This is a genomic window from Shewanella marisflavi (assembly GCF_002215585.1).
In the GTDB taxonomy this organism is placed as follows: domain Bacteria; phylum Pseudomonadota; class Gammaproteobacteria; order Enterobacterales; family Shewanellaceae; genus Shewanella; species Shewanella marisflavi.
In genome coordinates, this window is the sequence record NZ_CP022272.1 from 30,346 (window position 1) to 43,456 (window position 13,111).

The window sequence follows — 13,111 nt, forward strand, 5'->3', positions numbered from 1 at the left end:
TTTGACGATATAAATGGTGAGCAGTAAGAGATCGTTAGGAACGATTTTTTACTGCTTGGTTGGACTGACGCTGAAAAGCTGGATGCTTGTCATATTAAGTAGTACAGGTTGAGGTTAACCCTTTGGTCTGCGTATGTTGTTTATCTCTTCTTTGATATCTCTGGCTTGGTTAGATGACAGTGTCAACTCTGCCTATACAGATCGATTTCAAACTGGCTAAGAAACAAATGGTAAAGGTTAGCTGACCCTAGGGAATGGGGCGGAAGCCGGCCTGCACTGCGGCCTGTATTAGGTCTATCTCCTCTTGCACTTGAATCCAGGCTCCCCGAATATGGGCTTGATTCAGGTATCTGTCTAAGGGATCGAACTGGTAGAGTTTAAAGCGATGTTTGGCATGGATCAGGCAGGGGATCAAGGCGCAATCTGCCATGGTGAAAGCGTCACCGCAGAGCCAGTGATGTTCCATTAATTTGTTGTTCAGCTCGCTTAGCAAGTGAGCGATATCTTTTTCTAACTGCTTCACCTTTATCGGGTTTTCCTCTTTCCGCGCATCAATTTGCTCCAATAGATAGAGTTGATTATTTAAGTCGTTGTCTATGATGCGATCATATAGACGCACCTGAAGTCGCTCGGCATAACTCTGGGGAAGTAGTTGAGTGCCTGTGGCAAACTCATGATCTATGTAGTCTATGATGATGCTGGATTCGGGTAATAACTCTCCGGTGCGAGTCTTGAGCAGTGGTAGCTTACCCAAGGGAAATTGCTGCTTAAATTCATTACGCGAGAAGGGATCGCTGAGTTCGATCACCCTAGGATAAAAATTGGCTTGTTTCTCGTAGAGGGCAATCAAGACTTTTTGGGAATATCGTGACAAGGGATGGTAAAACAGTTCCATCAAATGCACCTCCCATTTGCCCAGAACCAATAAGTTAATGGTAGTTCGAAATCCATTATCTGGCCTGCTTTTTATCGCTGTTTAAAGCTCTTCAGCTGTTGTCAGTCGCTCGCTAAGCAAGCTAATCATAGCCATGACTCTGGGGGGGATCACCTCTGCATAGGGGTGAACCAGATAGAGCGCGGCACATCCTATATGGTAGTCGGGTAAGAGCTGCACTAGATCCCCATTGGCTAAGTAGGGTTTAATCACTGGGTCGGGCAAGAGTGTCAGCCCCAGCCCTTGGCATGCCAGGCTTAGACTTCCCTGTAAGCTATTGCAGTTGATAAAAGGGGTGAGTTGCAGTTTGAAACTGTCGCCATCGCTATTTTCAAATTGGCAGTGTTTGGGCAATTGATTATTGGACAGCAAGATCCATTGATGGTGGGCCAGGTTGTCCGGGTGTAAGGGGGCGCCGTGACGTGAAATATAATCAGGGCTCGCGACTAAGCGTTCGTGATACTGGGTCAGCTTAGTTGCCCTGGTTTCTGCACCATTGCTCTTGCCGATTTGAATGGCGATATCTATCTGATGTTCCGCCAGATCAAGCTGGCTATCTTGGAGTAATAGAGACAGGTGCACCTGAGGGTAACGCTGGTGGTATGCCTTGAGGATTGGCGCGATAATCTGTTCACCAAGCGATTCAGGTACGGTGAGAGTGACGCTGCCTTGCAGTTGGTCGTTAGCGGGAATAATAGAAGCTTCAGCCTGCTTGGCGAGTTTGAGCAACTCGGCGCAGTAGTGATAAAAGGCTTCGCCCTCCTGAGTCAGTGCGATTCGCCGAGTGGTACGGTGTAACAGGCTATACTGACAGCGATCTTCTAACCGCTTGAGATGTTGGCTGACCATGGAACGGCTGATGTTGAGTGAATCTGCCGCTCGTGTCAGCGATCCCTGTTCTACGACGCTGGCGAAGACGAGCATGCGATAGAGTTGAGCTGCATCCATGGAAACCTCTCTGCCAAGGCGAATTTTCGCCATAAATAGGGGTTATTGTTTACTATAGTTGTAAAAACATCCGATAACCTGAGTTATTTGCCTTGCTTGTAAACCAATTGAGCCAATCAGGCTGATCTTAGTGGCGGCAGGGTGCGTATCGGAGAATATCTAGCTAATAAGGAAAAGCAGTAAAAATGGCGCGACAAGAAACTTTCGATAGCCTCTACCAGCGTGCTTGTGAGCGCAAGGGAGGAGAGCAGGGACTGGCCGAGCGGCTGCCTGAGGTTATAACGCAATCTCAGATTGCTCAATATTCAGATGCCGAACTCTTATCTGAGCTTAGCAAGAAGGTGTTTCAGTCTGGGTTTGTGTGGCGCATTGTTGAGAACAAGTGGCCTGCCTATGAAGAGGCGTTTTTCGGTTTCGAACCTCATAAAATCTTAATGCTGTCACCCGAGCAGATTCAGCAGCGCGCCAGTGACCCCAGCTTGATTCGACACCTGAAAAAGACCATGGCGATTTATGATAATGCCTTGATGATCCATGAGATTAAGCTGGCTCATGGTAGCTTTGCCAAGTACATCGCCGATTGGCCCTGTGACAATATCATAGGCTTGTGGAGTGAACTGAAACGTTTAGGTTGTCGCCTAGGGGGAAATACCGGCCCCTATTTTTTACGTACCATAGGCAAAGATACCTTTCTTCTGAGCGAGGATGTTAAAGGGTATTTTCAGGCCCATAAGCTTATCGACTATGGATTTACCTCTAAGCGGGGATTAGAACAGGTGCAGGCGGTCTTCAATGAGTGGCAAGCGCAATCGGGCCGCTCGCTGGCCGAGATCAGTCGTATTCTTGCCTGTGGTGTGGGTGATAACCGTATTTAGCTATATTACTCCATGTGCACTGATATTCTTGGATAAAGGAAATGCCCTCTCTGTCCATCCATGTGCAAAAAAAGCCAGCCTTTTTAGGGGCTGGCAAAACGTGCAGAGATGGAAACTAAATTACTGTGACTAAAAGCTCTTACTAACGCCGATGACTACTCGGTCATCAAAAATCTTGGTTTGTGTGCCGTAGACTTTATGGCTCTCATCTACCGTACTGCCGTGGTATCTAAGATCGAAACTCAGGCCGGCAAACGTTTTGCTGACACCTAGGTTCCAATGTCCCCAGCCTTCGGCGCCGTTACCGTCTAAATCCTGATAGCCGACACTCGCCGAGAGGTTAATGCCATTGTCGAACTGGTAACTTGGGTGGATGGCGTAGTTGACCCCTTGCCAGCCATCGACACCAAACCAGTCATCGACGGTGGGCGTCACTTCCAGTTGTAGGTTGGTTCGGCCGAACTGCTTACCGACCTTAAGCCATAATTCTGTGTAGTTGGAGTAGGAGGCGCCTGGGTAGAGGTAGGAGAAGAGCATGACATCATAGGTAATACCTGAGTCGCCGAAGGTGCCCGCCTTACCAATATAAGGAGCCGTGACTATTTCGAGGTTGGGATCGGCAAACTTGATATTTGAGGCGTACACGCCGCCATACCATCCCTTATCGTTACCCCAGCCTAAGGTACCTTGTACAACAGGGACATCGCCGTCCATGGTTTCTGATTCACCACGAAAGACATAGTCTGAAGCGAACGTCAGCTTGCCGGTTACCTTGCCGCCCAATACTTGGGAGTCTTGTGGCGTCGCCATAATGCCAGCAGATACCAGTAGGCTGCCAAGGAGAAGCGAGTATTTTATCTGGGTTAAAGTCTTCATCATCATTATCTCATCTAGCGGGTTATTTGGCCGATGAGTCGACTATAAGGAGAAGTTGTGAACGGCCTTATCGCAGCAGATGAACTGATGAAATAAAGATGTGAAAAAGTATGAATATATAAGGCTAAACGCCATATATATTTTGGTGTTGCTTTTCATCATCCAAGAGGGAGGTAGATCACAAGGTAGACACAAAAAACACTAAAACGGCGGAATAATGCGCCATATTTAACTATGTTTTTACAATGTGACGTGATTAAAAATAAAAATTTGCATTAACTTACAATATCTACACCCTTAAGTTCTTGTTGCCCCCAGCAAGGTATGAGATAAATAGTCATCTCGATCTATTTTATAAACTTGCTTATACAAGACAACCCCATAGCACTCATTTGTGCATGGGTGTTTTTTGTTGCGGCTTTGATTAGGAGTTCTCATGCGGCAAATAGTGAAAATTGCCTCGTTAGTTAGTGTGGCGTTATGGATAACAGGTTGTGGCCAAGACGAGAACCAAGGTCAGTCTGCTGCAGCCCCTCAGAGTATGGAAGTTGGCGTGGTAAAGGTTGTTGAGCAACCTCAGGCTATTCAAGTGGAACTACCGGGTCGCAGCAAAGCGTTTCTTGAAGCGGAAGTACGCCCCCAGGTCACAGGTATCATTACCGAGCGTGGCTTTGTTGAAGGGGGAGAGGTGACCGAAGGTCAGTCGCTCTATCAAATCGACTCTTCTACATACAGGGCTGCTTTGGTTAGTGCCGAGGCGGATCTGGCGAGAGCCAATGCCGGTTTAGTATCGGCTAAGGCTAAGGCTGCTAGATACAAGGCATTGATTAAGACAGATGCCATTAGCCAGCAAGATTTTGATGAAGCCGATGCTCTTTATAAAGAAGCTCAGGCTAATGTGACTGTGGCTAAAGCGGCTATCAATACCGCTAAGATCAACCTGGAATACACTCAGGTGAAGGCGCCTATCTCTGGCCGTATCGGTAAGTCATCGGTGACCGCTGGTGCCCTAGTGACAGCCAATCAGAGTGCTGCACTGGCGACGATCCAGCAGTTGGATCCCATCAATGTGGATATCGCCCAGTCAAGCGCCCAGTTATTGCGTTTAAAAGCCAAGCTTAAGCAGGGCCAGTTGCAGGCGGCCGATAACGCCGATGTGCGTCTGATCTTAGAAGATGGCACAGTATATGAGCATATGGGGTCTCTTAGATTCGCCGAAGTCAGCGTGGATGAGAATACCGGTTCTGTGACGTTAAGAGCTGAATTCCCTAATCCAGATGGTGTTTTGCTTCCTGGTATGTATGTTCGTGCCGTGCTCAATGCGGGCACAGATCCTAAGGCTATCTTGGTACCACAGTCGGCGATAACCCGTAATACCAAGGGCCAGGCCGTCGCCATGGTGATTGGTGCTGATAATAAGGTTGAGCCAAGAGTGGTAACCACCGCTGAGGTGATTGACCATCAGTGGCGTATTACCAGTGGCCTCAAGGTTGGTGAGCAGGTGATTGTCGAAGGGCTGCAAAAGATTCGTCCGGGTGCTCCCGTGGTGGCTAAGCCGTTAAGCGAGACGCAATCAGACAAGCAACAACAAAAGTAAGGTAAAGTTATGGCTCGTTTTTTCATCGATCGCCCTATCTTTGCCTGGGTGATTGCAATTATTGTTATGTTGGCCGGGGTGCTTTCTATTATGAAGCTTCCCGTGTCTCAATACCCGAGTATCGCACCGCCAACAGTGACGATTAGTGCTGTTTATCCAGGCGCATCTGCTAAGACCATGGAAGATACTGTGACTCAGGTGATCGAGCAGCGTATGACGGGTATTGACCATCTACGTTATATCTCGTCAACCAGTGACAGCTTTGGTAATGCTCAGATCACCTTGACCTTCAATGCCGAGGCAGATCCTGATATCGCTCAGGTTCAGGTGCAGAACAAGTTACAACTTGCTATGCCTCTGTTACCTCAAGAAGTGCAGGCGCAAGGGGTTAAGGTTAACAAATCCAGCTCGGGTTTCTTGATGGTATTGGGCTTTGTTTCAGAGGATGGTTCTCTGGACAAGAATGATATCTCTGACTACGTGGGTTCCAATGTCTTGGATCCTATGAGTCGTGTCGCGGGTGTGGGTGAGATCCAGCTGTTTGGTGCTCAGTACGCCATGCGTATATGGCTCGACCCACTTAAGCTGACGCAATACAACCTCACCAGCCTTGACATCATAGCCTCGATTCGTGAGCAGAATGCTCAGGTATCTGCCGGTCAGCTTGGTGGGGCGCCATCCATTGCGGGTCAGGAGCTAAATGCTACTGTGACAGCTCAGAGTCGTCTGCAGACGCCAGAAGAGTTTGAGAAGATTATCATCAAGTCGGACACTTCTGGTGCCAAGGTTTTCCTCGAAGATGTTGCGCGTGTCGAGCTAGGTGCAGAGAGTTACTCGGTCGAGTCTTTCTATAACGGCCGCCCTGCCGCAGGTATAGGCATTAAGTTGGCTACCGGTGCGAACGCCTTGCAGACCGCCGAGCTAGTGCGTGAAAAAGTTGATGAGATGAAACCCTTCTTCCCCCAAGGGCTTGAAGTCGTTTACCCATATGATACAACTCCTTTCGTTGAGAAATCGATCGAGGGCGTAGTGCATACTCTGTTAGAAGCTGTGGTCCTGGTGTTTGTGATCATGTACCTCTTCTTGCAGAACTTTCGCGCCACCATTATCCCGACTATTGCGGTACCTGTGGTGTTGCTCGGTACCTTTGCTATCTTGTCGGCAACCGGCTTCTCAATTAATACCCTCACCATGTTCGCTATGGTATTGGCCATCGGTCTGCTGGTGGATGATGCCATCGTGGTGGTGGAGAACGTCGAACGTGTGATGTCAGAAGAGGGGTTGAGCCCTATTGAGGCCACTAAGAAGTCGATGGATCAGATCACCGGCGCCTTGGTGGGTATCGGTCTGACACTGTCGGCGGTATTTGTGCCTATGGCGTTTATGTCGGGCTCTACCGGTGTTATCTATCGTCAGTTCTCTGTGACTATCGTATCGGCGATGGCGCTATCTGTGATGGTAGCGATTATTCTGACGCCGGCCCTGTGTGCCACCATGTTGAAACCTATTGCTAAAGGGCACCATGGCATCGAAACTGGTTTCTTCGGTTGGTTTAACCGTAGCTTCGACAAGATGACCTCGCGTTATGAGGCGAGTGTCGCGGCGATGATCAAGCGCGCCGGACGCGTCATGTTGATCTATCTGGCCCTGACCGTTGCTGTGGGCTGGATCTTCATGCGCATGCCGACAGCCTTCTTGCCCGATGAAGACCAAGGTATTTTGTTTACCCAGGCTATTTTGCCGACCAACTCGACTCAGGAAAGCACCAAAAATGTGATGGATAAGGTCACTGACTTCTATCTCAATGAGACGGGAGATAGTGTTAAGTCGGTGTTTAGCGTATCGGGCTTCAGTTTTGCTGGTAGTGGACAAAACATGGGTATTGCCTTCATTGGCTTGAAGGATTGGTCAGAGCGTACTGGGCCTGGACAGGATGTGAATTCTGTTGCTGGACGAGCCATGGGCATGTTCTCGCAGATTAAAGAAGCCTTTGTATTTGCCTTCGTGCCACCTGCGGTGATCGAGCTGGGTACGGCAAACGGTTTCGATTTCTATCTGCAAGATAGAAATGGTCAAGGCCATGATAAGCTGCTCGAAGCCCGTAACATGTTGCTGGGCATGGCTGCACAAAATCCAAACCTGGTGGGCGTGCGTCCTAACGGTCAGGAAGATGCGCCTATGTATCGTATTCATGTCGATCACGCTAAGCTTCGCGCCTTGAGCATCGACATCGACGCCGTAAACAGTGTCCTGGGGACCGCCTGGGGTGGTAGCTATGTAAATGACTTCATCGATCGTGGTCGTGTGAAGAAAGTTTATGTACAGGGTGATGCCGAATACCGCATGCAGCCAGAAGATCTTGATACCTGGTATGTGCGTAATAGTCAGGGCGAGATGGTACCATTCTCTGCCTTTGCAACTGGCAGTTGGGAATACGGTTCACCGCGTCTTGAGCGTTTCAACGGTCTACCTGCGATGAACATCCAGGGTGGTACGGCTCAGGGTTACAGTACGGGTGCGGCTATGGCTGACATCGAAGCTATGGTGGCTAAGCTACCACCTGGATTTGGTGTTGAGTGGAACGGCCTCTCTTATGAGGAACGTCTCTCGGGTAACCAGGCGCCAGCCTTGTATGCCTTGTCTATTCTGGTGGTCTTCCTGGTACTGGCGGCTCTATATGAGAGCTGGTCTGTACCCTTCGCGGTGATCTTAGTGGTACCGCTGGGGATTATCGGTGCCTTACTGGCGATGAATGGTCGTGGTTTGCCCAATGACGTATTCTTCCAGGTGGGTCTGCTAACGACTGTGGGCTTGGCAACCAAGAACGCCATCCTGATCGTTGAGTTTGCCAAAGACTTCTACGATAAGGGCGCTGGATTGGTGGATGCGACTCTGCATGCGGTGCGGGTACGTTTGCGTCCTATCCTGATGACCTCGCTGGCCTTCGGTCTTGGTGTTGTCCCGCTGGCGATCAGTTCGGGCGTGGGTTCGGGCAGTCAGAACGCCATCGGTACAGGTGTATTGGGCGGTATGATGAGTTCGACCTTCCTGGGGATCTTCTTTATCCCTATCTTCTTCGTGATCGTCGAGCGTATCTTTAGTAAGCGCGAGAAAAAGGGTGCGGCGCAACAAGCTGCTGAGTCACCCTCTGAAGAATAAGCGTTAGCGAGTTAATCAAAAAGCCCGGTTTAAGCCGGGCTTTTTATTGCCTAAGGTATTGCACTTGCAGGTTATTTATTGAAAGATAATCGGTTAATAATAAGCCGTTAGGTAATCTAAGATGTCCCTATATTCTCGCGCTACACTTCTCTGCCTTGCCGCCTTCGGCGCATCTGCCATTGCAGAAACCAGCGATCCACAAGTGGCTCAACCCGCGTTAAAGAGTACTTTTGTTAATGATGCCATCCTGCCGCCGACCATCACTTGGCAGGGGGCTAGCGAGACCTTGCTGCGTGGATTGGATGACCCTTGGGCAACGCCCTTCGAGTTAGGGGGATTAAAAACCAGCCCCAACTATGACGAGACCTTTAGCTGGTTGGATAAGCTGATTGCCACCAGCGACAAGCTGCACAAGGTTTCGCTGGGCAAGAGCCCTCAGGGGCGGGATATCTGGATGATAGTGGCATCGCAAGAGGGCGTTAATACTCCTGAGGAGATGCTGGCTAACGGCAAGCCCAGCTTGCTGGTGCAGGCAGGTATTCACTCGGGTGAGATTGATGGCAAGGATGCGGGCATGATGTTGCTGCGCGACATGGTTATGGGAGATAAGCAGGCCCTGCTAGATGGGGCGAATCTTCTGTTTGTACCTATTTTCAGCGTCGATGCCCATGAGCGTAGCGGGCAATTTAATCGCGTGAATCAACGAGGCCCGGTGGAGATGGGCTGGCGCACCACGGCCAACAACCTCAACCTCAACCGTGACTATGCCAAGGCCGATAGCTTAGAGATGCAGCATATGTTGGCGGCGATTAATCGCTGGCAGCCGGATCTCTATATCGATGTGCATGTTACCGACGGTATCGACTATCAATATGACGTCACCTTTGGCTACAACCTGGCTCAGGGACTTAGCCCGGCCAGTTATCGCTGGCTCAATGATAAGTATCGACCTTTGGTCGAACAGGCGCTGACAGCTCAAGGGCATGTGCCCGGTCCCTTGGTGTTTGCCATCGACAATCGCGACATGAGTCAGGGCATGTCCCTGTGGAATGCGAGCCCACGTTACTCAAACGGTTATGGTGACGCACGCCATCTGCCCACCATATTGATCGAAAATCACAGCCTTAAGCCCTTTAAGCAGCGGGTACTCGGCACCTATGTGATGCTGGCATCGACTCTGGAGATCTTAGGTGAACAGGGCACGTCGCTGCGCAGTGCCATCAAGCAGGATAGCTACCGCTATAGCGATCGTATCACTCTGACCTGGCAGTCGGAGAAGCAGCCTAAAGGATGGGACTTCAAGGGGATCGACTATCGCCTGGAGCAGAGTCCCATTAGTGGTGAGACGGTAGTGCGTTGGACCGGCGAGCCCAAGCTATATGAGAATTTACCCGTTATCGGTAATACCCAGGCAGAGATTAAGGTGAATCGCCCTTCGGCTTACTATATTCCACCCCAGTGGCAAGAGGTGATCGAGCGCCTGAACATTCATGGCATACGCATGACGCGTTTGGAGCAGCCTACCGAGTTGACCCTGACCCAATATCAATTTGGGGAGCCGACGTTTGCCGCTAAGGATTACGAGGGACGCCAGCGGGTCTCTGCGCCCGTATCGAGCCATAAGACGAAGCTTGAGCTGCCTGCTGGCACTGTAAAGATCAGCACACAGCAGCCACTCGGCGATCTGGCCATTCTCTTGTTGGAGCCGCAATCACCCGACTCGCTGCTACAGTGGGGCTTCTTTAATCCCATATTTACCCGTACCGAATATATCGAGCATTATGCGGTAGAGCCTTTGGCGGTTAAGATGCTGAAAGAAGATCCAGCCCTGACGGCCGAGTTTGAGGCCGCGTTAAAAGATCCTGAGTTAGCCAAGGATGCCGAGGCGAGACTGCGTTGGTTCTATGAGCGTAGCCCTTACTATGACAAGCAATACAGGGTTTATCCAGTGCTGAGAGACTAAACAAAAAAGCAGGCTTAGCCTGCTTTTTTTTATTCCAAGGGAAAGTTCGCTACTCGGGTTTGCTGGCCGACACGCTGAACACCAGAGGAATGGGCTTGCCCTGATGCAATTGATAATATCTGGGTCTGTCACTTGGGAGTCCCAGACTTTCACCCGTCACCAGATTGTCAAAGGTGTCATAGGGGCTGAAGGGATATTCCTGTATGACGTCGATTCTCAGCCCTGCGCCAACTAAAGCGTTTATCACATCGGCCAGAGAGTGTGGCCAGGTCACCATAGTGTGTTTGTTGTCGCTGGCATTTTCCGTATAGGTGCCTTCCTCCTCCACATCTGGCTCTTGCTGGGCAAAGTAGCTGTAGCCTTCCATCAGCGCCTGCACCGGGTGAAACTCCACCATGTAAAACTGGCCACCGGGCTTTAGCGACTGATGAATCAGCTTGGCCCAGCGGCTGAGATCCGGTAGCCAACAGAGGGCGCCATAGGAGGTATAGACGATATCAAATTGTTGTTGCAGTCGATCGGCGGCCTCGTAAAGATCGCAACAGATAAAGTCGGCGGTTAGCTGGCAGGCATCGGCCAGTCGTCTTGCATGATGGATGGCGGTATCGGAGAGATCCACCCCTGTTACCTTGGCACCCATGCGCGCAAAGGAGAGGGTATCCAAGCCGAAGTGACATTGCAGGTGCAATAGGCTTTTCCCCTTCACTTCCAGGTCGGCCAGTTCTATCTCCTGCAGCGAGCTGCTGCCGGCAAGAAAGCCATCCACATCGTAGAAGCTTGAGTCCAGATGCTCTAGGGTTCTGTGGTTCCAGGCTGTTCGGTTGAGGGTTAAATAGTCCATGCCTTTGCCTTATAAGTTGATGATGTATTTCACTAAATAGTAACTAATCCCACGATTGAGATGGTGATATATCCTTAGCGAAATGCCACTCTGTGAATAATAACATATTAAAAACAACTAGATAACTTTTGGCATGTTATCTGCTTTAGATGAGCTAGCAAAGCGCTGCGGCGTTTGGAATTTTTAGCAGATATTAAGGAAGGTTTTTATGTTGGCTCGCTCACTGGCTATGGTTACGGCTCTGATTTTCGGACTCACAGGATGTATTGTGAATGTGAATAGCGCGGGAAGGGATAACTTCGACTATCACAAGCAGGTGCAATTGACATTGGCAGCGAGTGAATTAGATACCCTGGTGGCGCACACCGGGGCCGGTGTCCTGAAGGTGATCGGAGATGCGTCGGTAGAGAGTATTACTTTGGATGCAGACATTTATGGTTATGACGGCGCCGAGCCTGAATTAACCTTAGTTCGTTCTGGTAACAAGGCTAAGCTGGTTGCTAACTTCGACTCATTCAGCCGACTCTCTTTTTCGAGCAGCCGTTCTCCTTACATAGACCTCGTGGTCAAGGTGCCAGCCCGCATGCAGCTGGATATTAATGATGGCTCAGGTGCCATAGCGATTCGCGGCGTGCTGGCGGATATGCAGATTGAAGATGGTTCTGGAGCGATAGATATCGACGGTGGCAAAAAGCTCACTATCGACGATGGTTCTGGCAGTATTACCCTGACTAATGTGATGGGGGATATCGATATCAATGACGGCTCAGGTAACCTTAGCATAGCGTTGGTCAAGGGTGATGTGACGATTGAAGACGGTTCTGGTGGCATCGAAGTAAGAGAGGTTGAGGGTAAGGTGACCATAGATGATGGTTCAGGCGGTATTCGCGTCGCGGGCTCTCAAGGTTTGCACATCATAGAGGCGGGTTCTGGCAGCCTTAGCTTCGACAATATTCAGGGCCAGGTCACCATAGACTAAGGCTAAGACTTCCCGGCGCGGAGGCTAATCTAAGGCCTGAATTTGAGTCCTTGGTTAGCCGCTGCCCACCCCTTTACTATTAGGCAAGTGGGTCAGGCTTTCACCCATTTACCTAGTGTCAATGGCTGCTGAGATCTCAGTTGCTGTCTGATCAGCAGTGCCGTTGCTAGCATCAGCAATCCCCAGCGCAGTCCAATGATCTGCCACGCCATATGCGATGAAGTCTCTTTAAACTGGCACACCATCAGGGTGATAAGTAGTATGCCTAAGATGATTCGCCAGTGCCTGTCGCTGACGCGCAGTAGAGGAACGAACGAAGCCAGATAAGCGCAGCTAAGTCCCAACAAGGCGCCAGCCAGTGTGTCGATTGGCCAGTGAGCACCGACTAGGATGCGCGATAGGGCGATCAGGCTAGCTCCGAACAGGAGTGCCAGCTTAATTTTATTTTGCTGCGCAACCATGAGAAGGGTGCCTGCAAATAGAAAGGCGCTGGTACTGTGGCCCGAGGGAAAACTGTAGTTCAGGCGCGTTTCGCCAACGATATAGAGAAAGTCGAGGGTCGCAGCGGGTCTGGGGGCATCAAAATATTGTTTTAACAGTGGCACTAAGATCATCGATAGCAGGCTAGCGACTAATACTCTGGGCATTAACTCTGGGCGGCGCAGCAGACAGATGAGCACTATGGTGCCTAAGGTGCTGCCGTGGCCTAAATCGGTAATCCCAAGTTGCAGCCATTGAGGAAGATGTGGTGACAGGCCATTGATGGCGGCAAAGAGCCCTTGGTTGAGCTCCTTATTCAAACAGAGCAGCATCAGGATGCCGAAGAGGAACAGCAGCATGCCATAGTGGTTGCGGTCAGTGGTCAATGCCTGCGGACTGTCCCTGCTGGTCAGTGTCTGATTTGGTTGAAACATCACATATCTCTTCATCTAATAAGCG

The 13,111-nt window shown here is 50.2% G+C and carries 10 protein-coding genes; 5 read left to right on the top strand and 5 right to left on the bottom strand.

Features of this window, described 5'->3' with window-relative positions:
• Window positions 1–247 precede the first annotated feature (247 nt).
• Together CFF01_RS00140 and CFF01_RS00145 are read right to left on the bottom strand one after the other, a co-directional pair.
• Entirely contained in the window at window positions 248–895 is a 648-nt protein-coding gene (locus tag CFF01_RS00140; protein ID WP_033538923.1) for a glutathione S-transferase family protein, read from the bottom strand.
• Between the two features lie 81 nt (window positions 896–976).
• Window positions 977–1,882 carry a LysR family transcriptional regulator gene (locus CFF01_RS00145; protein WP_088903474.1) on the bottom strand — a complete coding sequence of 302 codons (906 nt, stop codon included), beginning with the start codon at window positions 1,880–1,882 and terminating at the stop codon, window positions 977–979.
• Between the two features lie 185 nt (window positions 1,883–2,067).
• Here CFF01_RS00145 and CFF01_RS00150 point away from each other — a divergent pair, with 185 nt between their 5' ends.
• Window positions 2,068–2,757 carry a DNA-3-methyladenine glycosylase I gene (locus CFF01_RS00150; RefSeq protein WP_088903475.1) on the top strand — a complete coding sequence of 230 codons (690 nt, stop codon included), beginning with the start codon at window positions 2,068–2,070 and terminating at the stop codon, window positions 2,755–2,757.
• A gap of 129 nt (window positions 2,758–2,886) precedes the next feature.
• On the opposite strand, the gene CFF01_RS00155 is transcribed toward CFF01_RS00150, so the two are convergent.
• A complete protein-coding gene (locus CFF01_RS00155; RefSeq protein WP_198387147.1) occupies window positions 2,887–3,633 on the bottom strand; it encodes a TorF family putative porin in 747 nt (248 codons plus the stop codon).
• Window positions 3,634–4,069: 436 nt separating this feature from the next.
• Between CFF01_RS00155 and CFF01_RS00160 the strand changes: the two genes are divergently transcribed.
• From CFF01_RS00160 to CFF01_RS00170, 3 genes are all read left to right on the top strand, one after another.
• On the top strand, window positions 4,070–5,230 hold the full coding sequence (locus CFF01_RS00160) for an efflux RND transporter periplasmic adaptor subunit (protein ID WP_033538920.1): 1,161 nt from the start codon (window positions 4,070–4,072) through the stop codon (window positions 5,228–5,230).
• A gap of 9 nt (window positions 5,231–5,239) precedes the next feature.
• Entirely contained in the window at window positions 5,240–8,389 is a 3,150-nt protein-coding gene (locus CFF01_RS00165; protein WP_088903477.1) for an efflux RND transporter permease subunit, read from the top strand.
• Between the two features lie 121 nt (window positions 8,390–8,510).
• The gene (locus CFF01_RS00170; RefSeq protein ID WP_088903478.1) at window positions 8,511–10,352 is read left to right on the top strand and encodes a M14 family metallopeptidase; all 1,842 of its coding nucleotides are present in this window, start codon (window positions 8,511–8,513) and stop codon (window positions 10,350–10,352) included.
• Between the two features lie 49 nt (window positions 10,353–10,401).
• Here CFF01_RS00170 and CFF01_RS00175 read toward each other — a convergent pair whose 3' ends face one another.
• Window positions 10,402–11,193, bottom strand: a complete 792-nt coding sequence (locus CFF01_RS00175; protein ID WP_088903479.1) for a class I SAM-dependent methyltransferase — start codon at window positions 11,191–11,193, stop codon at window positions 10,402–10,404.
• A 268-nt stretch (window positions 11,194–11,461) separates the two neighbouring features.
• On the opposite strand from CFF01_RS00175, the gene CFF01_RS00180 reads away from it, so the two are divergent.
• Entirely contained in the window at window positions 11,462–12,172 is a 711-nt protein-coding gene (locus CFF01_RS00180; protein WP_332459623.1) for a DUF4097 family beta strand repeat-containing protein, read from the top strand.
• A gap of 92 nt (window positions 12,173–12,264) precedes the next feature.
• On the opposite strand, the gene CFF01_RS00185 is transcribed toward CFF01_RS00180, so the two are convergent.
• Window positions 12,265–13,086 (bottom strand): phosphatase PAP2 family protein, encoded by an 822-nt coding sequence (locus CFF01_RS00185; RefSeq protein WP_157704908.1) that lies wholly within the window; start codon window positions 13,084–13,086, stop codon window positions 12,265–12,267.
• Between the last annotated feature and the right edge of the window lie 25 nt (window positions 13,087–13,111).

Excerpts from the sequence above, each read along its gene's own strand:
- CFF01_RS00150 (WP_088903475.1), top strand. The coding sequence starts at position 2,068 with ATGGCGCGACAAGAAACTTTCGATAGCCTCTACCAGCGTGCTTGTGAG.
- CFF01_RS00165 (WP_088903477.1), top strand. The coding sequence starts at position 5,240 with ATGGCTCGTTTTTTCATCGATCGCCCTATCTTTGCCTGGGTGATTGCA.
- CFF01_RS00140 (WP_033538923.1), bottom strand. The coding sequence starts at position 895 with ATGGAACTGTTTTACCATCCCTTGTCACGATATTCCCAAAAAGTCTTG.
- CFF01_RS00170 (WP_088903478.1), top strand. The coding sequence starts at position 8,511 with ATGTCCCTATATTCTCGCGCTACACTTCTCTGCCTTGCCGCCTTCGGC.
- CFF01_RS00155 (WP_198387147.1), bottom strand. The coding sequence starts at position 3,633 with ATGAAGACTTTAACCCAGATAAAATACTCGCTTCTCCTTGGCAGCCTA.
- CFF01_RS00175 (WP_088903479.1), bottom strand. The coding sequence starts at position 11,193 with ATGGACTATTTAACCCTCAACCGAACAGCCTGGAACCACAGAACCCTA.
- CFF01_RS00185 (WP_157704908.1), bottom strand. The coding sequence starts at position 13,086 with ATGTTTCAACCAAATCAGACACTGACCAGCAGGGACAGTCCGCAGGCA.
- CFF01_RS00160 (WP_033538920.1), top strand. The coding sequence starts at position 4,070 with ATGCGGCAAATAGTGAAAATTGCCTCGTTAGTTAGTGTGGCGTTATGG.
- CFF01_RS00145 (WP_088903474.1), bottom strand. The coding sequence starts at position 1,882 with ATGGATGCAGCTCAACTCTATCGCATGCTCGTCTTCGCCAGCGTCGTA.